Below are 23,230 nucleotides of genomic sequence, written 5' to 3'. Positions count from 1 at the left end.
ACATTCATCAAATTATTGATTTAATCAAGGGTTAACATTTTTCGAGTAAATATGCCTGATGAGCATGTAATCGAGAAAGGAAACAATCTTCGACTAGCACTTTTTGGGGTTTCCATGTCCTTTAGCAATCAATAGCCAGCAATTAATGACCAGCAATCAGAGGCTTACTATGACACCCCAGACAGCACCTCCACCAGCCAACAACGCCATCAACCCTGCAGCTCAAAATCCTGCAAAGAACGATAAGCAGAACGTAGGCTGGCTTCGCTGGGGAATATCTTTAGTAACTAATCCCATATGGTATTTAGCTAAACATATCTGGATCGCTATTAAAGCAATCGCTAGCTTTGTTGTTTATATCGTTAAAGCGCCCTTTTGCTACCTGAGCGCGGCTTTGAGTAATAAACCTGATGATCCAAAAACACTCCCAGCTCAAGCTCAACCCAAACAAGTCGTCAATCATCCTCAGCGGATTACTCCTTCTCAAAAAGAGCTCAACATCAATCCATTGCCCCCTGTGACACCCATTGTTCTGGACTTCAAAAAAGACGACAACAAGACTCAAGCTGAAAAGATCCTTCAACAAGCTCAAACGTTATTGCAGAATAACCCTGACCTGTCAGGTGTTGCTGTCACGTACTCCGCTAACCATGAGCAAACTCTGAAAATTATTGACACCTACAATAAAGGAAATTGGTTTACCGGCACGAATGGAGCCAACCAAGCGGATGTGATGCGTGAAATGGAAAAACTGCTAGAAACAGGCCAGTTTAAGCACCTCCAGAGTAAAATGCGCATAGCTCCGATCACAACAATGCAGCATGATGGTTCATCTGCCACTAATGATGAGTTCGCGATCAGCCTAGATAATATTAAGCAGTTGACTAACAATAACTGGCACATACTAGGTTGGCAAAATCAACTCACTCACAGAAATACTGTCGCCCCATTTGCAATCGGAGGAGGCGTATCAAAAGCGATGCCAGCTGACCATCAACGCCAAATTCAGGATCACCTCAAACAACTTGCAAACATGTAATAACAGAACAGAGCTTTCGGGTAGCAACTGCTACCCGCCTCACAAAAAGCATGCCTCCTCTGCCCCCCCAATTTGAACCCATTTGACTATTCCGATAACATGCGCTTTGTCATCAAGCCTGCCAGAATAGAAGACAGTGTTTCTGGTTTGGGCAGACTGTTGTTATCTCACACTATCTCACAGCTGTTATTCCACAGCCTGTCGCTGATATATGGCCGGAGAGTCATTTTTAATGATTAAGGTAATCTACCCTGGAACGTTCGACCCTATCACTAAGGGTCACATGGACCTGGTTGAAAGAGCGGCCAAGCTGTTTGACACCATTGTTATTGCTGTTGCCGAAAGCCCAAAAAAACAGCCACTATTCGACCTGAAAACCCGGGTTGCTCTGGCTGAAGAGTCCACTGCCCACCTCCCTAATGTTGAGGTTACTGGCTTCAGTTCACTACTGGCTAATTTCGTTGCAGAACAGAATGCCCAGGTCATTCTTCGCGGTTTACGCGCAGTTTCAGACTTCGAGTATGAGTTTCAGATGGCAAACATGAATCGTGTTCTTGCCCCGAAAGTTGAAAGCCTGTTTCTGACACCCGCAGAGCAATACTCTTATATTTCTTCTACACTGGTGCGGGAAATTGCTTCTCTGGGTGGGGATATATCGAAATTTGTTCATCCCTGTGTTCAGAAAGCACTGACTGAAAAATTCAGCGGAAACTGAGATACTGCGGCTCTTTTAATTTTAAATAGCCAATAAAGGTCACTTATGGCTTTAATGATTACTGAAGACTGCATTAATTGCGATGTCTGCGAACCGGAATGTCCTAACAGTGCCATTTCACCCGGGGAAGAGATTTACGAAATCGACCCTTTACTCTGCACTGAGTGCGTAGGTCACTACGATGAGCCTCAGTGCCAGCAGGTCTGCCCTGTGGATTGCATTCCAAAGAATCCGGATTGCGAAGAAACTCAGGAAGAATTGATGGAGAAGTACGAGATCATTACTGCTGCCTGATACTTCTGCCGAAAAAGCATCTTTGCTTTTTCGGCAAATTTCTCCTTACTCCTCACCCTCTGCGTCAACCAGTTTCTGAAAAGAAAGATTATCCTTAAGCACTTCAAATGCCTTTTCAGTAGCCACTTCATCCTTCAAAGCTGGCGACTTAAGAATAGCTGTTTCCAAGTTACTCACTGCTTCATCAAGCTGCCCCAACGATGCCTCTGCACAGGCTCTTTGCCAGTAGGCCAGCGCATACTCATGATCATGCTCAATGGCTTGATTACTCAGTGACAATGCCCAGCGCGCTTCACCCAGATCCAGCAGTGAGTCCGCCTTGTAAGTGAGGGCTTCCACATCATTGGGATAAATCTCCAGAATCTGATCATAAATATTAATTTGCTCATGGAGATTCGTTTCCAGGCCGGAGCGCATCCAGAGCGAGTGCACCTGGTTCGTCTGGGAAATCTTTTCCTGAGCCGAAATAATCTGCTCAGAACGAAGCACCAGCTTATTTTCCAACTCGTTCAATCGACGCTCATATTCCAACGTCAATTGTGAAACCTGACTTTCTACCTGAGCCTTGATGGTTTCACGAACTTCCCGTAAAGAGCGCCAGCCCAGTAACACCAAGATGGACGCCGCTGCCGTAATAATAAAGAAGATATTATTGACGGTGTCCGTGGTATAGCGCACCGCCCGATCGGACGCATCCAAGCGGGCTTCCGCCACCTTTGTGGTCATCTCGGTGCGCATAAACTGTTGATCTTGCCGAAGCATTTTCAGCTCATCAAGAATATAGCGCTCGATAAAAGGTTTGTAGAGTGGTTCATCAATATTGGAGGGTGGTTGTTCAGCAAAGGCTGGCAACGGGCTTAGTACTAACCAAAGGATAACTGTGATCAGTTTAAAAGATTTATGCGGCATTACTGGTCTCAAACAGAGTTGTTATTCTATAAGCGTTATCGGTCAGAAGGCATACTACTCCATACCCATAAATAAATGATATTCATCATACATTTTTAAAAAAGACCAAGACCCAATCTTACGTTAAAAAGACAATAAACGTCTTATTCTGTGGTTAAGTAGTTAACCACCTGAAATCATATTTTCTGACTTTTTTATCAGGCTCTCTGACTGCGTTGCAACTCTGGTCACATAGCTCGCTATGCTCCTGCCGTTACGCCTTGCAGAGAACCTGGCCAACAAGCCAGAAATATTCGATTCCAAATGACCAACTACTTAGGGACTTCAATTTTTCTCAGCATCATCGAGACCGAGAACTGTAGCCAGAGTCCATATTATGATCACTGTAGTTGTCACAGCAGGTCGTGTTATTGGCAGAACCATCGCCTGGAGCATAGACAAAACTGCTGGCATCACTCCAACCTGTACTGCCTGAGCCAACATAAGTAGAGTCCGTGAAGTTCCCTGAATCATAGCTGGAGCAATACGAAGCTGGCCCCACGGTAGAGCTACTGGCTTCACTCGGTGAATAGTGGCTTGGTGGATCACCGCTAATACTACTCCATGCAGAATAACTTGGCGGTGGTGTCTCACTCATGCTGCTTAACCTGGAGTAACTCGGTGGTGCATCACTACCAGAACTTGCCGATGACGGAACATAAGAACTGCTTGCAGCATGGTTAGAACTATAACTACTGGTTCCACCAGAACCAAATAAACCAGATAATGACAACCCTCCTGTATACGACGACGTACCACTGAGACAAGAGGCTAATTCTGCCGCTTTTTCCGCTTCGTACTCCGCCTCATCTGCTGCATCTTCTGCGTTACGTGCTTCCATAGGGTCACCCGAAGCATTACTCCTCTGAAACCAGTAGTCAGCTTCATCCCCCCACCCCTCCATAAACTCTAGGTAATTTATACGATGTGTAACTTTAACTTCGTCAAGGCTTGACCACATATCCTTTAATACACTAAATAACGTCTTAAAAAAGCCTCTTTTCTTTGGAGGAACACGCCTTTCGACCGTCACTCGATTAGATGTCGTTGCTGGTTGGGGTATAAGCGTTTGCTGAGTATTTCTCTCCGTTGTATTTACTTCTCCGCTCTCTTCTTCACTGGCTGCAGGCGCTTCAAACACCTCGAGTTCCGGTGCAAACGTCACTCGTTTTGTTTGCTGAGGTTGCTGACTTTCTCGTTGTCGATTTAATAGATTAAAGGTGCTTCTATCAATCTCTTCAATCTCATTATCATCAAACTGTGCGTAATAGCGATACCCCATTATTTTTCCGTTCCGAGCCCGCGTCTCAGAAAAGTACAAGGTCACTTTTACTTCAGGAACTCTGAGCGCTGAATTACGAACACGGCTCTTTGTTCTCGATACCTTTTTATTTGTCGAACTCTCAGCCCTTGACGAACTGCCTGCCTGAACAGTTGAGGCAACTGTTTTTTTATGAGTTCGTGCTGAAGTCGCTATACTTTTTTCTCTTTTTACCTGGCATCTTTGTGAAAGCGATTCCTGTCGCATTTTAGACTTAAGATTACGATCAGCCTCCTTGATAAGAATGTCTACCTCACGTCTAACCGAATCTGGAATTCCCTCATCCGCACTAGTATGTCGAACTCGTTCCCCTCCCAAAGTTAATATCTCTTGCAATGAGGTGGCTATTGCATCACGTTCAGTTCTTGTGATGGCTTTTAGCTTTCTTGCAAACTTATTCTGCTCCGGCAACCACCTCATGTGCTGCAACGTAGATATCTCGGCAAATTGAATATTTCTTCCATTTTGATTAAAGTTTTTTAACGCTCTACCTTCAGGAATGGTTCTTAGCCTGTTATTACTATTTAATGCCACTGAGCTTTTCGTTCGAGATGAGCGTTGCCTTCGAATACGGACTTTTTGCTTTTTAACTTTACTCTCTTCAGAAATACCGGATTTCTCTTCTTTAGCTGCGTAGAGTACATTTCTTTCAGCTACATTCCTGCCTGCACTCGCTTCCAGTAAGTTTTCAGGATTCCCATATGAGCGCCCTGAAATCTGAGAAACACCGGAAACCCCTTCTTCAGCTGCAACCTGAGCACTTGTTTGCTGTGACAGATACTCGAGATTCTCAAAAGAGACTTCTGAAGTAGCATGCACACTCGGAACGCCTCCCTCGCCTATTGTCTGTGCAATTGCTTCATCGATATTCTGGTATTCATCCGTTTGAAGCAGCATATAGTCAGGGTTGTTATAGGAGCGCCCTGGGACAATGGGAATCTCAATTATCCCGTCATTATCTGAAACCTGTGTATTCGTCCCGCTAATGTTCTGATATGAATTCACCCGAAGTACCAGATCATCAGGATTGTTATATAAGACATCTGAATTGACAGTTGCTCGATTAACGGTTGATTGTTGAGGCAGTTCTTCAGTCCTCACTTCCGTATAATGAATTGGAGATGCACTGCCTTCAAAAACACAACCTGCTGCTATCGTAGCCTCTGGGCTGCTCGTTGTTGACAGAGGTCTTTCAACGCCACCGAATTGAAAAGAGCTGGACTCTGCCGTTTCTATATAAGGATGTTGCGCTGCCTGCTGAACGGTAAGCCTTTCTCTGTAATCCACCGCCATGACCTGAGAGAAAAAATCAGCGGCATTGCTACCTGCTCTACGATTTATTTCCTGCTGTGCATTTTCTATCACACCCATAAGGGTTCTATAGTAAGGATTAGAATCATCCAAAATGAATTGAGTGTTGCTATTCCTTGCAGACAGCGCTGCACGTGCAACGGGTCTCATAATTTCCGTAGGAAATAGCCGCCGCCCTGTCACTGATTCATAAAGGAGACAGCCTATAGTCCACATATCATAGGTAGCATGATTTATTCCAAGATAAGCCTCGATAGGAGCATAACTCAGAGGAGCATTAGCAGGAGCATCATTCTCATCTTGGCTACTGAGGCCAAAATCACAAAGTTTAATCTGGCCATCCTGGCAAAGAATATTGTTGGGGTTAAGATCTCTATGAACAACATCTCGACTATTCAGGTAGCCAACGACATTAACCAACTGCCAAATATAATTATCAATTAATTCTAAGCTCATTCCTCCTCGGCGAATCAAGTCTCCGAGCGGCTCACCACCCTGTTGAAGGATGACATATTCTTTACCGCTTTTACCTGTTTCTGTGCCGAGATAGTTAGCGATATTTTCGTGCATATCCTGTTGTAATGCGATAAGAATGGCTAGCTCATTTTCACCAAAAGCACCCAAGGGTTTTGCTACATGATAAACGTTTCGACTGATGCTTCTGGCAGCAATAACCGGGTTATCTTTTGTCCAATTACCAGTCCCTGCTACTTCATGGGGATGTAAAGAAAATTGATGGCTTATTCTTGAAAACCTGGGAGGACCGGTCAGTATTGAGCCTTCTTGATCTGGAGACGGGCTTTTATCTGTAATGATAGGGTCAGGGTCTTCTTCGTCAATTCTTTCTAACCTTAGGGTGTTTTTTGCTTTTATTATTTGAAAAGCATTACGCCATAGTTTCTGACCTTTCTGACTTCTCACCGTAATTATATCTGAGTTTTTCTGTCCTTCAGATTTAAAAGCGTTTGAGGTACTTTGTTGAGAAGAAGCCACTAATATTTTTTTAGGCCTGGTAACTTCGAGAGTATTAACAGAACTATCATTTGATATTCCTGAACTTCCCCCTGACTCAGATGTCGCTTTTTTAGTCGAAGACTGTGCAACTCTGCCCCCTGTATTCTGTGATTGCCACGTACTTATATCAAGAAAACGGCTGACATCAGAAACCATACTTTCTGACACTGGAAACGCAATCATTTGCCTCCATATTGTACTTGGATTATATTGTAAACCCTTCCATTGTATCAGCTCGCCATCTTTTATTTTACCAAACCTTTTTTCCAGAGGGTTAAGATACTTTCTTGAGATGAAATCCTCCGGTACGACTTCTATCCGCACATCCACTGTAATTTTTTTTTGGTCATCCTCATTCCTTTCAGAAAAAAAATTATTGACTGCATATACAAATGATCGAAATGGCGTACTACTTGAATTTGTGAAAATTCTCTTGATGGCAGGGTGCTGTCCCTGACTGACAGCAATAAGACAATTATCAATTCCAAGCTGATGTTCAACGGTACCATCAAGTTGTGAAGCAAACTCATCTTGTATATAGCACCCTATGCCACCAACAAGATTTACCTCGCCAATTTCTCTTTTTAATATGAAATCCCAATCCATATAAATGCACCCTTGACTCTTCTCGCCAAAAGCTTCTTCGAATATCTGGTCACATAAGAGCAATGCCAAGTTACGAGCACAGTCCATATACTCCCAATGCTGTCTAAAATATTGAGGAAAAAAATCATCACTACCGGATATTATTTCAATCTCTGGTCTACCATCAGACGCTCTATCTATAACCACCTTAACATCATCAATGGATGTCTCATCGGGTAATTGAGAGGCATCAAATAATTTAACATGATCAAATTCCTGAGCCAAACCTTCAAAAACCCTTCGATCATATTCATTAATATGAAAGCTATCTGTAAAAATAATTATTCTTCGCCCTGTTTCTATTCTGCAATTATTTCTAAATATCTCAACATACTCATCAGTAATTTTACTTTCACTTGATTTCGAAAAAAACTGATACAGCAGAGGTGTTTTTTCTGAAAGATTTTCAACACTGTATTCCACTCCATTGATAAAAACACTATGATTTTCTTTCAGATACTCTCTATACCTGGCTAATTCTTCATTGGTAGCAAGCCTGCTATCAAATATTTTCACATCCTCACTGCTCATTGGATTAATTCTTGGGCGTGCTGATGCTGATGTTACGCTGTAGTTAAATAGAGGTTGGAGTTTTTTTTCTTTTTGGCATTCAGATAAAACCGGGTGATAAGTTTGACAGCTTTCCTCGATGTATTCCCTCAGAGTTATTGATCGTCCTGAAAAAGTAGGATTTGATTTTACCGACTGATCATCTTCCCCTGCTACTTGATCACTGGAATCTGGCTCAACTTCCTTTTTAGGAATATTCGTAGTTGAATTTCCCGAAGTGACATTTAAATCTCGCTGCATAATAAATATTTTCCTGTCATCCCTCTCACCTCTGCCTGTTTAAATCTATTTACCAATCATTTTTTTCATATTTGAGAAGATTGATATGATTCATACCTGACAGAGCAGTGACTTTATCTTTCACCTCAGTTATCCATGTAGAGTTTTGTCAATGCTAACTATTGAAAAACTAACTCCTTACCAGCTTCTATTAGAATATTAAAAGCTGGTAAGAACAGACTCATCAATTAAAAAAGAATAACTCAGGTGATCTTTTGCTAAAAGATTGTCAAAACACAAAATAAATTATTCTTTTATTTCAACAGGTTAGACCACCATCATTTTTCCCATTTATTCATTTTTTAAAAATAGATTGTCATATACCATCCACTTTTTAAGAAAAGATTGACAATTAATTTCACGGGACAATAACTCATTGAAATATATATAATTTATTGAGAGCAACATTGCTCCTAAATAACAAAATCCTTCCCAACTTTTCAGCAGGACTTACCAAGATACTTCTCCCTCACCACTGTGTGCCTGTGAGTACTGTCTCAGCCCTTACTAACCCGATTAGTGCTCTTGGAAATCTAGTGCAGTCAGATTCAACTAAAAGATTAACTAAAATCAATAAACGACCATGAACCTATAGTATGATCACTGCACCTTACGAGTGATGCACATGACACAATTTGACTGGAAAAAAGTTCCTTCAACAGCTGATGGTTTTGTAGACTACCCCAAAATCCCATCTATGCAAGTTCGCCTATTAATTGCAAAGGCTGAATACATCAAGCTAAGCGAAGAACTCCGCGCTCGAGAGAAGTGGCGTACATCGGAAAGTAATCAGTCAAAAATATTAGCTATAAAAAACCATGTTCAAATCATAAAACGTCTCTATCCCGAAGCAGTGTGTTAACAGTTCGAACCTATCAGACAGTATCAATCGTTCCTGCTAACTACGCCAAAGGACTGTTTCCAGGTTTGTTCCGCCTTACCCGTCGTCGTTCGATTACTCCACCACCTCAACACTTTTCAAAAAATGTGTAGACAATGCAATTCCTGCATCACTGAGGACCAATCGCTCACGATGATTTTTGAGTGCCAAGTTGCGTGTAAACAATATCTTTTCTATCTCTCGGGTAAAGGAGTCCTTGAGCCCTACTGCTTGCAGTATTTTTTGAAACTCTTCATTCTGGTTATATTGCTGAAGTGTGGCCCATTCGATGCCAAGTGAAAACTCTGTAATTTGCAAGTATCTGCATGACATAAATGTCATGGCTCGATGCAACAAGTCAAACAGAGCCATGATTTTCATGGCAACCTCTCCTGACTGACCTACTTCTCCTATTCGATTCACAAAAAAACTGTCGCCTAATTGGATTAACTCGTAACCAATGGCTTGATATAGAGCGCTATACTGCTCTCGGGAATATTCATTAGCCAGCTCATCAAATAGCGGGTTCGGAACTAATCGATCTCCTTGCATAGTACTTTTGTTAATGAAAGCCCCTTGCATAAAAATGTCGTATATTTCTTTGCTCTTGAACTTGTCCATTTACACTGCCTTTTTAGCGGAAACCTGGAATGCTCTTGGGCGATACCCAAGCTGGAACCCCTTATGTTCTAGCGTCTTCAGCCTGGTCTTATGATTCAGGATCATAGTCATTTGCCCTTTAGTACTGATGTATTCAACCGCTTCGCCAAGCCACGACAAGTCGTAATCATCAATATTGCATGCCAAATGCTCATGCAGGAACAAATGAAGATTGTCACTTTTTTCCGGTAGAACCATTTCATCCAAGGTGGTCATTAGACGTTCGGATTTTCGAGCATCAATAAAGGTAAAATTTGCCTTTGGATTGGGCTTTTGACGTACGCTCTTGCTCTCCAGAGCTTCAAGCCGAGTGCGTAGTAACTCGTTATAACTCTCCCTGGCAGATTCTTTGGGCCAGTTTACAGCCTGAGAATACGCACTGCGGTAGGCTTTAAGAAGACCAAGAATACTTGCATCTTTAAATACAGCTTCTGTAGGTTGAAGTAGATAACCTCTTTGTTGCCCCCGTTGGTTTTCACGAACAACGTCTTTAAGACGGTTAAAACGTTCCTCTGCCGCATTGTAAAAACGACGATCCTCTTCGTCCATTTTAAGGTAACGGCTCAATTGCTCGGCCACAAAGTCAATCTCACGTCCGAGGCTTTTAATATCTAACAGTAACCGGTTAAGAACGAGTGACTGCTCATGAGCTTTGAACAGGTCAAAGTGATTAACAATCTCCTGCATGACACGCATGGGGGCTTTATTAGACTCACGATGTAATGTGACTATTGCACTGCTATTTCGAACGCGTTTTATATCCAGGTCAGGGTTAAGGAACATCAAAGTCGGCAGCACATTTCGTTGATACAGCTGTGAAATACGATCCATGGTTTTCCGGTATTTCAGATACTGACCATCCACTGAAAAATCAACTGACTCGACTATTTCGCTCAGCTGATAGGCATGACCTTTAAGCGACTTAACGTTGACCCTCAGTTTTGCGGCAACACTGTAAAAAGTATCCCTCACTGCCTCGAACATCTCTTTATAGCTTGAATCAAGACTGTGATAGTGACCTACACGCATTGCCATATCATGCGCGCCATCAATCTGACCAATCAGAAGGTTGAGGTCATAGTCAGAAAGCTCGCGAATTCGTTTGGATTCAAGTTGACGGAGAAGCCCTTCAACATGGGCATTCAGAGAAAAATGTCCCTCGTTATAGTCGAGTGTCTCCAGGAGTTCGTTGTATCTGAGGTTATCAATCGATAGTGCATCAATAAACTTATTCCTTGTGGCTGAATCCATTCCTTTACTGGCCCGATTCAAGGCATGATCATATTCAGATAGCAGGAATAAAAATCCACTGGAGTGATTGCTCGTATCGTGGCGATCCATTAATTCAAAGAAGAGTCGCTTATTCTCGAAAATTGCGGCAATGGTAAGATGGGTAGCAGTGCTCATACCGTGCCACTCTCGACCATAAGAGAAGGTTTCTCAGTTTCTTCCAATTTGTCCTGTTGAAGCGGCTCAATGCGCTTAAGGTACTCACTTTCCTTGTAATAAATCGTTGTGCATTTATCTCCCACCTGCTCGGTATCAACCACCTTATGATCAAAGAGATAGTGCCAATGACCAAGTGAGTTGCCGATATGCATTTGAAAATGGGGAGTGGCTGCCAGCAGGGTGAGGCCAACACGGTTGACAATGCCATGAAGGGCAGGCAAATTTTTCTCATCAATGGCAGCCGCCTCATCAAAGATGACGGGCATTCTCATTCTCAGGTCGCCAGAAGTAAGCTTATCTATCAGGATACTCAATACAACGGTATTGATCATGATGGTCGTGCCGTTACTCTGTTGAGTTTTTTCTTTACGTCCATCAAAGCCGTAGATGTACTCCACCCCTGTAACAATACTCTCAATATCCAGTAGTCCTTTTCTCCCACCCTTTTGCAGGTATCTATCGCTAAAGTTTCGCAGGCGATCATAAAAAGAATCAGACGCTAACGAATCCATATCCGTTCTGAAACGGGCAACATCTCCTATAAGGGTGACAAAACCTTCATGCTTTTGAACCCTTAGCTCTACAGACTGAAGATTCGATACCTGAACTCCGGCAAACGACTGATTAATCTCATTAGTGAATGCTTCAATACCACCGTTAATCTGTTCAAGCAAGCTGATCTCTCTAGAGGTATTGGCATTGTGCTTTTTAATCTTGTCAGAAAGTTCCTTTTCGTACATATCTAGATTATGAAACTCGGTATGCAACCGGTTGTACGCCTCTTGAAACTCGCCGCTGTTTATTTCGACATAATGCACATCATCGATACCGGATACTATTTCTGCCATAGCTAACTTCCGAAGCAGCCCTATGCAATAAGCTCGCCCTGAATGCAGATCCTTTGACAGGGCTTGATCCAGTATATGGACCTCTTTATTGATGGCCTCTGCATCATTTGATGTTGACGGTGTCGATTGTGGAGTGTGATTAAACACCCCGTTTGTCAGGTTATGCCAATAACGATCAAGAGTGCTGAGTGTATTATCAAGCAGACTATTGGCTAACTGTGAGTCTTTAGCCTCTCTCTGCGTTTTTGTGTGTAACTGCTTCTGAGCGTCGATGGCGTCGTCAAGTGCTTCAATCTGTACTGTCAGTTCATCCCTATTCAGAGTCAGCAACTCCAGCTCTTCTCTATTAGCCTGTAGTTTTTTTGAGTTTTCCTCAAAGCTGTAAATGCTGGAAATATCAGCTTTGGCACCCTGAATTTCTTCTTCAATTTCCCTGCGCTCATTATTCTGATCCGCTTCACTGCCCTGAAGAAAGCGCTTATCTTTGGTTATTTGCTGCTTTAGCTGCTCGTACTCCTTATCCAGAGTCTTTATTTCCTCCTGTCGCTTTAATCGGATAGCTTCTGCATTGTGTTCTGCGAAATATGTATTTGGTATTGCAGCACCACCAACAGTCAGTTGTTCATTTTCACGACCAAGAGCAGAAGCAAAATGCTGACAAGCTTCGATAACTTCTGCATTTTTAAGGGCTGGAACATTGCCAAAATTGGTATTGATGGAGTAGATGAGCCCGCTCGTTCGACTATCCAGTTCGTCCAGCAAGCTTTTATCCGTTGTAAGAAGAGCCTCGAGTTGCCCTATTCGAGTATTTATTGCTTTTTGTCTATTGAGGTTGGCCTGGAGGCGGGAGCGAGCGCTGTCGATATTCTGAAGATCATCAAGCCGCTCCTCACAATCCTTCTGATACTGAGCCAGATATTTAATGATTGCCTGATGATGGCTACTTTGAGCTACTGGTGTGGTTGATGCTATTGAGTCCTCGGCCCTTTTGACTTGCTCTTCAACTACCTTTATCTGTCCGGTGATGACACCAAAGTCACTTTTGACTTTTTCCAAAGTAGCAACAATAGGCCTCTTTTCCTCTCTCAGGCGCTCCGCTTCAGCACCGATACTTTGAAGCCGCTCACCATTTTCAGTAATTACTGCACGGTGATATGCTTGCTGGTTAAGAGCTTTCTGAAATAACGTACTCAGATCATTGGTCACTTTGGTTTTCAGTGCCCTGTACTTTTCACGCTCCGAAGTCAGATCATCCCACGTTAGTTTATTATTTTTCAGTTTCTGGATGTGATCCTGTTTATCTCTCAACTCCTCCCGCTCTTCCTGTATGCGTTCAAAGTCAATCTCAGATTTATCCTTAGATGAACTCATGGAACTACTGATAACACTGGCTACTGCTTTTGCTAAACCATTGCCCTTTGGAAGAAGACCTGCTGATAACTGCAGCAATGTTTTAAGAGCTGCGATAGACGAATCCGACACATTACCCAGCGGAACCAGACAGTACTGAGTATCACTTCGCCCGACTTGCACCCGATTATAAAGCTGTTCCCGCAAATCACTGCGCTGGGTCTGCTTTGCCCCACCCAAATCCAATAGCGCCTTTTGAACATCAGCGAAGCCAATATCAAAGCACGGAGCACCCTCTCCACCATTGGCAGGACTCTGCTTATCCCAAAATAGGTGCTCTATTTCTGCATACGGTTTCGCTACCGCAATACGCCCATACCCCAGCTGCTCCTTACTTTGATGCAGTACGATACAAAAAGTATGTTTTGGGTTAGTAGCCTCAAGAATGATGTAGCTATCTCGAGAAGGAAAGTAATAGTTAAACGAATCAATACCTGTGTGTACTTGCCCATTGGATTGAAACCCAAACTTTTTCTCACACTCATTGAAGTTTACTTCTGGCAGCAGAAAAAGCAGGAACGCATGAAGTAAACTGGTTTTGCCATTATTATTTCCGCCCAAAATGGCACATGAGGTATCAATGGGTAACTCGATATACGCAGCACTGGCAGAGTGAACAAGCACAATCTTATTGAAGCGGTATTCTTTAGCATCCGCAAAAGCATCAAATGTGGTCATAGTCGCATGGTTCCAAAAGATAGAGTTCCTGCTCAATGGTGACTTCTGCATTAACAAGTTTGCTGATAATGTTCGAAAGATCCGGCTCCCTCAGTGCCAGTTTTTGAAGCTTTTCAGCCTCTTCAGGCGACATATGTCGAGATGACATCGATATATAAAAATCGATGTAAACCGGCAAAAGAAACTCACCAAAGTTATTCAGCTTTTTTGACAGCCGCGATGCAATAGCCAACCCTTCGAAGTCCAAATCAGGCAACACATGCACCCGATGAAAGCGTTGGAGAAATTCAAGATGTTCTTCTTTTTCCGCTGCACGACCTCCTCCCCAAATCAGTACTAGCGGATCGCTAAAATGAAAGGAGCACGCTTGAGCAATAAAATGGCGTGTCTTTTTGCTGAATAGAAAATTTTCCAGATTTTCGATAATCACTGCATCGTGCGCAAACTCTCCATCTTCGAAAGGGTAAGTCCAGCCCTCTCTACTCAAGGCTATTGCACATACAGGAAATTCATTACCTGGTAGGGATACATTCAATAGGGATGAACGATTCCTTGCGTCGTGAGTGTTACCCGATAAGGCTGCTGTTGCTTTAGAACTGAGATTTTTCAGCGGGTAATGACGCCTTAAAGCATCAAACTCTAACTGCTCAACGATGGTCACTTGCGTTAATCCTCTACGCATTACAGGCACAAGTATTTTTTCTATATCCGGTGGCTGAAAGCCTTCCTTCACAAAAGCTCTAACCAGAGTTATCCACCTTATGGGCTCTCCGTTTGCAACCTGATTCAGCATGGAAGCAATCTTTTGACTCATGCGTAAATGACCACCAAAGTATTGGTAACGAAATAATCGTATCAATTGATACAAATAAAAACAACAAAGACTATCATTTGATAGTTAAGTAATTGCGTGTTACCTTAAAAACTCAAAAGCTGAAAGGTTGAAATAATGAGTTGTGGAGTAGCTATTAATGAGTTCTGCTAAAGACTGTCCACGGCATGTCTTCATTGATCAGATGCTGTATTTCACGGGGCGTCTATCCCGTAGTGACCTGGTATCAGTCTTTGGAGTAGGGGTAGCTACAGCCAGCCGGGATATATCCTCTTTCCTCGGAACTCTGCAAGACTCCAGCTGTGTATTGGGGCGAGGTAGAGAAGGTTACTGGGCAAGTGAAGAGTACAGCCCGAAATTTGATCATAACCCTGAAGTAATACTGGACCTACTGACCAGTTCCCTTGTTCAGCAATGGGTTGACAGGCCTAATTTTGGATATACCCAGCCTATGTCATATCCGGCTCTTGATGCTGATGTCATCGCTCCGATTACCCGAGCGTTGTCGTTAAAAGAACCTGTTCGACTTTTATACCAAACCGCTGGTCGTAATGGGTTGGAACGTATTGTGATACCTGTTGCCCTTTTTGCTGCGAGCGGTTTTCGCTATGTCCGTGTCTATGAAATTGATCGTCACCGTTTTATTACCTTAAAACTGACCAGGGTTATATCTTCAAAACTTGAGAAACTCCCACAGCCTATTCATTTGTCAGTTGATGAAGAGTGGTCAAAAGAAATTATATTAACGATAGGTGCTCACCCTAATCACTCATCTAAGGAAAGTGTCGAACGTGACCATGACCTACCGCGAGGAGGAGTGAAGAACTTCTCAGTGATTTCAGGCTTTGCTGGTTACCTGCTTGCAGAGTGGCGTGTTGACTGCTCTGGCGCGGGCTTGTTGGAACCTATCCAATACCCATTTGCCCTGATAAACAGGCAAGAGCTGCAGGACGTGCCTTCGTTGACGATTGCACCAGGGTATGAGGTCACTGATTTCAACTTTACTGTTGTTCTATGCGGTGTAGATAAAATCACCAGCCATCTGGAAGATAGGGTTTTTCAGTCAGGATGTAATGATGGGGTGTTATCTGAGTCAAATGGTGTTGTATCTCTGAAATTTAAAAGAAAGCACTTTAGTTTTGATCAAGCGGTTGCTTCGGTTTTAAGACAGTTGTCCGTCAATGGTTTGAATGAGTTGAAAGTCATTTTCGAAAAATGATCATCCACTAATACATAGTACTGAGAGCATTAAATCTCAGATTACTGCCCCAATGGTAAATATTCGCAGACAAATGGAGGTCGCGATGAATAATAATGATGCTCAGCGATTTCAAATACTGTCCCTTTCCGGAGGAGGTTACCGGGGACTATATACGGCAAAGGTTATTGATATGCTGGAACAACGTTCCGGCAAACCACTTGCAGCCTCGTTTGATTTGATTGCCGGGACAAGTATTGGAGGAATTCTTGGGCTAGCACTGGCATCCGGAGTAACTGGCGAACAATTGGTTAAATTACTTGAAAAGAATGGATCTAAGATCTTCCCTTCTTTCTCTTTTAAGCCTTTTCAATTTATGGAGAAACTCGTCTGGAAATGTTCAGGCCATAAATTCAGTTACAGCCATGGACTCATGGGAGCCAAATATCAGTCTGAGCCACTTAAAGAAACCATTTTTGAAGTGGTTGGTGATAAGACCATCAATGATCTCAGTACGCGAGTATTAATTACATCTGCGAATTGGACAAAAGGTCTGGGCCAGTTTTTTAAGACACAGCATAATCCAGAGTACGATCAGGATGGTTTACGCAAACTGGTGGATGTGGCTATGGCAACAAGTGCAGCACCGGTCTATTTCCCCAACTATGAATTTAACAATCAAATCTATGTTGACGGTGGATTGGTGGGCAATGCTCCAGGCTTGTACGCCTGTCATGAAGCTGAGATCAATATACCTTCCGCTATTGAGAAAGAAATACATCTCCTATCTATTGGAACACTGTCTTCTATAAGCCGGGCAGACCAAAGTTTGACACCCAATAAAGGGCTTTGGCAGTGGGGACCAAAGTTGATTGATCTGATGATGGCATGTCAGGAAGGCATAACGAATAACATGCTCCAGCAAAAGCTGGGAAATGATAGGTACATCCATATTGATGAGGAAATTACAGTAGATCAGAGTCGTAACATAGATCTTGATAAGGTGACTGAAGCATCCACTAAAACCTTACTCGGAATGGCTTCAATCTCTGGGCAGAAGCACCTTGCTAACCATAAGTTACGGGAGATGCTCGATCATTGTGCAGCAGCTCCAGAGTTCTTTAACCAAAAATGCTGAGGGAGTAGCAACCTTGAATAAAAACACATCGCCGATCTATTACAAAAAAACTCCGGAGAAAGACCGGTTCCTTCATCGTCTGAATATCAAACCTTCTGAGGAAACGATGCTTTTGGCGGCCAGAAAACAGGTTCGAAAAGCTATTAGGGAGGCGTTTCACCAAGCCCGAAACTACCTCTCACAACAAGTAGCCGAAGATGAGTTGGAAAATATTCAAAATATAAAACCCAAGTTTTTTACGCAAGGTTCATTTGCGTATCGAACTCTGAATGCACCTTGTCAGCCCGGACAGGAGATCGACCTTGATGATGGTGTGTATTTACCAATGTCCGTTGTTAACGGCAGTCCTACTCTGGCAAATCAGTTTATGTTTGATGTTGTCGATGGTGCATTAAAAGCATTGGCAAAAAGTCAGGGATGGGTATTTTCAAAGAAAGCTACTTGTTCCAGAGTAATATTGTCTGACAGAGCTCACATTGATGTACCTCTATACGCGATTCCTGATGACAGATACCGCGAATTGGTTGCTTTGAACGCTTCTGCTCGTAGCTGGACACTCAATGAGTCTGTCATGGATTCATACACCTCACTTGAAAGTAGAAAACTCACAAGACTCGATGAGGATCAGGTGTGGTTGGCCATCAGGGGGGCTGAGTGGCGTGCCTCCGACCCAATGGCTATCAGTGACTGGTTTCATGATGAGGTCGTTACCAAAGGAGAAAGATTACGCCGATTATGTCGTTACCTGAAAGCCTGGCGGGACAACACTTGGCCATCTGGAGGCCCCTCATCAATTGCATTGATGATCTGTGCTGCAGATGCATACCCTGTTTTGAAGGATAGAGAGAGGGATGACTACGCCTTATTGGAAGTGGTGAAAAAGCTGTCTGACAGCATTAGAGAAGTGACCAACCCAACGACGAGAGGCGATGATCAACAGCTTGAAGTGGTATATCCAAGAGGACAAGAGAACCTCGAAGAGGTCATACGGGAAGTAAACACGCTTAAAAGTAAGCTTACTGACACTATCGATGGTGCAGGATCCCCGGATGAGTCGGTGATGTTGATGCAAGAGTTGTTTGGTGATCGAGTTCCCGACAGGCCTGACTGGATTGAACCCGTAAGAGATTCGGAAAGTAGAGTTGAGCAAATCAGAAATACACCCGCATTAAGTATTACTGACAACGTTATTCCCTCAAACGTACGCTCCGGGTGAAGTTTGAACACGGATAACTCATTGTTAAAGATCAGTCGGGAGCTTTCAGGGCTGGGCTTTCAAAGGCAAGCTGGTTCCAGGACTGCTTTCGCCTTTGAGGGGTATTTACCAGTAAAAAATTTACAGGTACCCATTTGCATCAAGCTCGAAGACTGTGACTTTATTCAGGCTCCTAAAATTTATTTGCTTGATGATCGCCCAAAAGCATTTCAAAAACCTTTACCCCATGTATCGAGCGATGGAGAGCTTTGCTATTTGGAGCGTGAGGAGGTTTATCTTGATCCTTCCAAGCCTGTCAAGGTCATTAGATCTCTTCTTGCCAAAGCTGCAGATACATTAACTCACATACTGAATGGCAATCTGGATAACGATGTCCCCAGGGAGTTTCTTGCGTATTGGGGCGCAAAAATGTACGGCTCCCTGGTATCAGGAGTGACGAGTAGTCATTCCTATAAACTTGTGACAGCTGTGTTTTACGACAGGTTGAATAATCAACGAGAGGAGATACTCGTCGGCGGTGCAGCAGACATCAACAGGATGCTCAAAGTATGGGGATGCGAGACAGATATCAATCACCATTCATGCTTGTGTTTTAAACTGAATAAAGAGCCTGTCATTCCATGGGAAGATAGGGTTAGCTGGTCAATCGAGACATGGCCCGGTTTTCTGAGCTGGCTCAAAACGAATGACCAAAGCCTCTATGACAGACTTCTCAACGCTCTATCCATGAAGGAAAACAGAAAGAGAACACTAGGCGTAATTTTCAGCTCAGAGGCTGGTGAATGGGGTTTTATTTTAACTCTGCTGCAGGAAAAACTATTTCATGAACTGAAAAACCTTCCGCCCACCCACTATCGAAAGCGGATTCAAAACTCAAAACGACTACTCCGGTTTGAAAAAGTCTCATTGAGAAGAGCACATCAGCAACATATTGTAAGTAGAAACCTACCCTCCAGCGCATCATTTATGGGAAAACGTATTGCCATCATCGGTGCAGGCACAATTGGAAGTGGTTTGTTGAGGCTGCTTGCTCAGTGTGGTGCTGGTGTTGGAGGTGGAAGACTAACCATTTTTGATAACGGTGTTTTGGATGCAAGCAATTTGGGTCGCCACTATCTCGACGCCGGCTACCTTTATTGCACAAAGTCATCAGCTTGTGCACATAAACTCAGTCAGGAGTTTCCAAGCATAGATGTTGTAGCGAAACAATATAACTGGTCTGAAACAGAAGCCTTTGATAAATACCATCTCATTATCGATGCCACAGGCTTTGAAGGGTTTTCAGAGCAGTTAAATCGAAGATGGGTTCAGCAAAACCTATCTATAAAAGATACTTCTTTATTGCACATCTGGATAGAAGGACATGGAGAATCCGTTCGAGGTTTGTGGAACCAAAAAGGTGGTGCTTGTTACCGTTGTCTGAGACTGCCTGACGGCCAGCCCAGATTTCCCCTGCGTAATGATACTGTTCAAGTGAGAAGGAGTTATGCATGTGGGGAGTCTTTTCAACCTTACCTTCCTTCAGCACCGAATCATGCTGCCGCACTTTGTTTGGACATGTTGTACGAATGGTTACAGGGGGATACTCGTTACACCTTTAAATCCATGGCTTTAAAAGCGACGACGAGAGTATTTCCGAACAAGAAACTGTCACAAGTCAAAGGGTGTCCAGTATGCGGGATTTAGCATTCTACAATTTGAAGTCCCCCCATATGGTGCTTATGTCATCTGATGTGCTGGCTTTTTTTCAAAGTCACTGTCAAGTTGAGGGACCTGAATCCGGAGGGCTAATGCTTGGCTACTGGAGGGACCCTCATTTAGAAATCATCAAATGCACCGCCCCAATGCCAGAAGACAAGCAAAGCAGATTCTCGTTTTTGCGAAAAGATCGTCACCACATGATGTTGGCACAGGCTCTTCATAACTCATCACAGCAGAAAATCTGTTATCTGGGTGAATGGCATACACACCCTGAAGAAATTCCCTCGCCATCTCTGACTGACTGCAGGGAATGGAAGGTCATTCAATCGAAGTATAACCGTCCACTATCGTTTGTTATCGTTGGTCGCGGCAGACTATATGTTCAAGTAAGAAATAGCTGTCTATTGTTGGAAGAATAGTGGTCATGAAGAAGATTTTCTGTAAATTACTTTATTGCCTTGCTAGGGTAGCTGAGAATATACAAAACCTCTAAATGACACTGCACTCACTATTTAACATGGCGAGCCCGCCACTCATAGGCAGCGATGTTGCTTCTACTGGCTTTTCTTTAATCCTGAACTTAATTGACAATGATCAATAAGCGACCATTGACAGCTAATAAAACAGCTGTTTAAATGCGAACTCGATCACAAAATAACAACCATTCTCAAAAACATACTGACAAGGTTTTATGGGATGATACCAGCAATGATGGCCTATGTGCGTGGCCGTAACGCCTATATCTAAACAACCCCTTCAAGTCTGAGGGGCTACCGCTATATTTTAATGGCTTAATTACCTGTTTTCTGGATTCAGTGATCTGATTCTGGTGGGTTTGTTATGCTCTGCAAATGTGCTAGTGCTTCAGGCTGCCTCTACTCAATCGTGCTTTCGGATGAATGGCACGGTGTCCACGAATAAAGCTAAGTACTTGGACAGTCGTTGTAGTGAATCAAACCCAATTAACCGATACCGGTATTCATTGCCTGGTGATGCTGGCTAAATTTCATGGCGTAGCGGCAGAGGCTGAACAATTGCATCACCAGTTTGGTCGTGCTGATGCCGCGCTGGACGATACTGCCATGCTTCGGGCGGCGAAATCCCTGAAGCTGAAAGCCAGAAAAATCAAGGTGACGATGGATCAGCTGGTGGACCTGCCGTTGCCGGCGATTGCACGACAGGTGGATGGCAGCTACTTCATCATTGCCCGGGTGCATGAAGGGAAGGCTCTGATTCAAAGCCCGTTGAAACAGTCTCCCGAGGCGGTATCGTTGGATGTGCTGGAAACCTTACTCTCTGGTGATGTGCTGTTATTCACAAAACGTTCTTTACTGCCGAGCAGTTTTGCCAAGTTTGATTTCAGCTGGTTTATTCCCGCTTTGCTGAAGCATAAGAAGTTACTTTCTGAAGTATTGCTGGCTTCCTTCTTTATTCAACTGTTCGCCCTGATCACCCCACTGTTCTTTCAGGTGATTATCGACAAGGTGCTGGTTAATCAGGCATTAACGACGCTGGACGTATTGGCATTTGGCCTGTTGGTACTCTCATTCTTTGATATTGTTCTGAACGGCCTACGGAATTACGTATTCAGTCACACCACCAACAGAGTCGATGTGGTGCTTGGCTCTCGGTTGTTCAATCACTTACTGCGCTTACCCATTGCATTCTTTCAGACTCGTAGAGTGGGCGATACGGTGGCCCGAGTGCGGGAACTGGACACCATTCGGGAGTTTATTACCGGCTCTGCCCTGACATTGTGTATCGACCTGTTATTCACCGTCGTCTTTTTCGTCGTGATGTATTTTTACAGCCCAACGTTGACCTGGATCGTGTTGGGTTCCATTCCGTTTTATATCCTGCTCTCTTTAATCGTCACCCCGATTCTCCGTGCGCGGCTGAATGAGAAATTCAAACGCGGTGCCGAAAATCAATCCTTCCTGGTGGAGTCCGTCACCGGTATAGAAACCATCAAAAGCTCTGCCGTAGAACCCCAGATGCAGCGGCACTGGGAAGATCAGCTGGCGGCTTATGTGTCTGCCTCCTTCAGGGCCATGAACCTTGGCAATATTGCCAGCCAGTTTGCCGGGTTAATCAATAAAGTCGTCACGGTGCTGACGTTGTGGGTCGGTGCCACATTGGTCATCAATGGTGAGATGTCCGTGGGTATGCTGATCGCTTTTAATATGATTGCCGGCCGGGTGAGTGCGCCGATCCTGAAACTGGTGCAGCTCTGGCAGGATTTCCAGCAGGCCGGCATTTCGGTGCAACGATTGGGTGATGTACTGAATACCCCTACCGAACCGGGGCACGATCCGAACCGAACCACATTACCTGCATTGAAAGGTCAGGTACGTTTTGAACACGTGACCTTCCGTTATCAGCCCGATCGGCCTGCTGTACTTAATGGTGTATCGCTCACGGTCAACCCCGGGCAAGTGATCGGTATTGTGGGTCGTTCTGGCTCGGGTAAAAGTACGCTGACCAAACTGGTTCAGCGATTGTATGTACCTGAGTCTGGTCGTCTATTGGTGGATGGTGTTGACCTGGCACTGGTCGAACCCGCCTGGTTACGCCGACAAGTGGGTGTGGTGTTGCAGGAAAATTTCCTGTTCAACCGATCGGTGCGGGACAACATTGCCCTGGCCGATCCGGGTGCATCCATCGAACGGGTGATGGCAGCGGCGAAACTCTCCGGTGCCCATGATTTTATCCTGGAATTGCCCGAAGGTTACGACACCAATGTGGGTGAACAAGGCAGCTCGCTTTCCGGCGGACAGAAACAGCGCATTGCTATTGCCCGTGCGTTGCTCACCAATCCGAAAATCCTGATTTTTGATGAAGCCACCAGTGCCCTGGATTACGAATCGGAACACATCATCCAGCAGAACATGAAAAAAATCAGCCAGGGTCGAACGGTCTTTATTATTGCCCACCGTCTTTCCACGGTGCGGGATGCCAACCGCATTATCGTGATGGATAAAGGGCGTATTGTCGAAGAAGGCAGTCACGATCAGTTGGTCAAACAAGGTGGTCATTATGCAAGATTGAATGCCCATCAGCATGGTTTGCGGGAGGCAGTATAAA

General features: G+C 43.9%; 16 protein-coding genes. 10 read left to right on the top strand and 6 right to left on the bottom strand.

Annotated features, from left to right (window positions below):
* Positions 1-169 precede the first annotated feature (169 nt).
* The 3 genes from Q1B11_RS15635 (at position 170) to Q1B11_RS15625 (ending at position 2,048) form a co-directional block, all read left to right on the top strand.
* Entirely contained in the window at positions 170-1,039 is an 870-nt protein-coding gene (locus Q1B11_RS15635) for a hypothetical protein (RefSeq protein WP_299734254.1), read from the top strand.
* Between the two features lie 232 nt (positions 1,040-1,271).
* Positions 1,272-1,754 carry a pantetheine-phosphate adenylyltransferase gene (coaD, locus tag Q1B11_RS15630; protein ID WP_299734253.1) on the top strand — a complete coding sequence of 161 codons (483 nt, stop codon included), beginning with the start codon at positions 1,272-1,274 and terminating at the stop codon, positions 1,752-1,754.
* A 45-nt stretch (positions 1,755-1,799) separates the two neighbouring features.
* On the top strand, positions 1,800-2,048 hold the full coding sequence (locus Q1B11_RS15625; RefSeq protein WP_067516754.1) for a YfhL family 4Fe-4S dicluster ferredoxin: 249 nt from the start codon (positions 1,800-1,802) through the stop codon (positions 2,046-2,048).
* 45 nt (positions 2,049-2,093) lie between these two features.
* Here the strand turns inward: Q1B11_RS15625 and Q1B11_RS15620 are convergent, their stop codons facing one another.
* Complete coding sequence (locus Q1B11_RS15620) at positions 2,094-2,957, bottom strand: tetratricopeptide repeat protein (RefSeq protein WP_299734252.1); 864 nt, start codon at positions 2,955-2,957, stop codon at positions 2,094-2,096.
* Between the two features lie 340 nt (positions 2,958-3,297).
* Positions 3,298-8,097: a protein kinase gene (locus Q1B11_RS15615; RefSeq protein ID WP_299734251.1), complete on the bottom strand. Its 4,800-nt coding sequence runs from the start codon at positions 8,095-8,097 to the stop codon at positions 3,298-3,300.
* 664 nt (positions 8,098-8,761) lie between these two features.
* Here Q1B11_RS15615 and Q1B11_RS15610 point away from each other — a divergent pair.
* Complete coding sequence (locus tag Q1B11_RS15610; RefSeq protein WP_299734250.1) at positions 8,762-8,998, top strand: hypothetical protein; 237 nt, start codon at positions 8,762-8,764, stop codon at positions 8,996-8,998.
* A 93-nt stretch (positions 8,999-9,091) separates the two neighbouring features.
* On the opposite strand, the gene Q1B11_RS15605 is transcribed toward Q1B11_RS15610, so the two are convergent.
* Genes Q1B11_RS15605 through Q1B11_RS15590 form a run of 4 tightly spaced genes read right to left on the bottom strand, consistent with a single transcriptional unit; the run spans position 9,092 to position 14,875 of the window.
* The gene (locus tag Q1B11_RS15605) at positions 9,092-9,637 is read right to left on the bottom strand and encodes a hypothetical protein (protein ID WP_299734249.1); all 546 of its coding nucleotides are present in this window, start codon (positions 9,635-9,637) and stop codon (positions 9,092-9,094) included.
* On the bottom strand, positions 9,638-11,083 hold the full coding sequence (locus tag Q1B11_RS15600) for a hypothetical protein (protein WP_299734248.1): 1,446 nt from the start codon (positions 11,081-11,083) through the stop codon (positions 9,638-9,640). It abuts the gene before it with no gap.
* Positions 11,080-14,061 (bottom strand): hypothetical protein, encoded by a 2,982-nt coding sequence (locus Q1B11_RS15595; protein WP_299734247.1) that lies wholly within the window; start codon positions 14,059-14,061, stop codon positions 11,080-11,082. The genes Q1B11_RS15600 and Q1B11_RS15595 overlap by 4 nt, the downstream gene beginning before the upstream one ends.
* Positions 14,048-14,875 (bottom strand): Wadjet anti-phage system protein JetD domain-containing protein, encoded by an 828-nt coding sequence (locus Q1B11_RS15590; RefSeq protein WP_299734246.1) that lies wholly within the window; start codon positions 14,873-14,875, stop codon positions 14,048-14,050. The genes Q1B11_RS15595 and Q1B11_RS15590 overlap by 14 nt, the downstream gene beginning before the upstream one ends.
* A gap of 157 nt (positions 14,876-15,032) precedes the next feature.
* On the opposite strand from Q1B11_RS15590, the gene Q1B11_RS15585 reads away from it, so the two are divergent.
* The 6 genes from Q1B11_RS15585 (at position 15,033) to Q1B11_RS15565 (ending at position 23,229) form a co-directional block, all read left to right on the top strand.
* Complete coding sequence (locus Q1B11_RS15585; protein WP_299734245.1) at positions 15,033-16,112, top strand: WYL domain-containing protein; 1,080 nt, start codon at positions 15,033-15,035, stop codon at positions 16,110-16,112.
* 85 nt (positions 16,113-16,197) lie between these two features.
* Positions 16,198-17,229, top strand: a complete 1,032-nt coding sequence (locus tag Q1B11_RS15580) for a CBASS cGAMP-activated phospholipase (RefSeq protein ID WP_299734244.1) — start codon at positions 16,198-16,200, stop codon at positions 17,227-17,229.
* A gap of 13 nt (positions 17,230-17,242) precedes the next feature.
* Positions 17,243-18,445, top strand: a complete 1,203-nt coding sequence (locus Q1B11_RS15575; protein ID WP_299734243.1) for a CBASS cGAMP synthase — start codon at positions 17,243-17,245, stop codon at positions 18,443-18,445.
* 21 nt (positions 18,446-18,466) lie between these two features.
* Positions 18,467-20,131 (top strand): E2/UBC family protein, encoded by a 1,665-nt coding sequence (locus Q1B11_RS15570; protein WP_299734242.1) that lies wholly within the window; start codon positions 18,467-18,469, stop codon positions 20,129-20,131.
* Positions 20,119-20,565, top strand: coding sequence for a Mov34/MPN/PAD-1 family protein (locus Q1B11_RS20465; protein ID WP_366139479.1), 447 nt, complete (start codon positions 20,119-20,121; stop codon positions 20,563-20,565). Before Q1B11_RS15570 ends, Q1B11_RS20465 begins: the two co-directional genes overlap by 13 nt.
* A gap of 528 nt (positions 20,566-21,093) precedes the next feature.
* On the top strand, positions 21,094-23,229 hold the full coding sequence (locus tag Q1B11_RS15565) for a type I secretion system permease/ATPase (protein WP_299734241.1): 2,136 nt from the start codon (positions 21,094-21,096) through the stop codon (positions 23,227-23,229).
* Position 23,230: the final 1 nt, after the last annotated feature.

Origin of the sequence: uncultured Endozoicomonas sp. (assembly GCF_947495845.1) — a bacterium.
Lineage (GTDB): Bacteria > Pseudomonadota > Gammaproteobacteria > Pseudomonadales > Endozoicomonadaceae > Endozoicomonas.
Note: the sequence above shows the minus strand (reverse complement) of the source record. Positions and strands in the feature narration are given on the sequence as shown.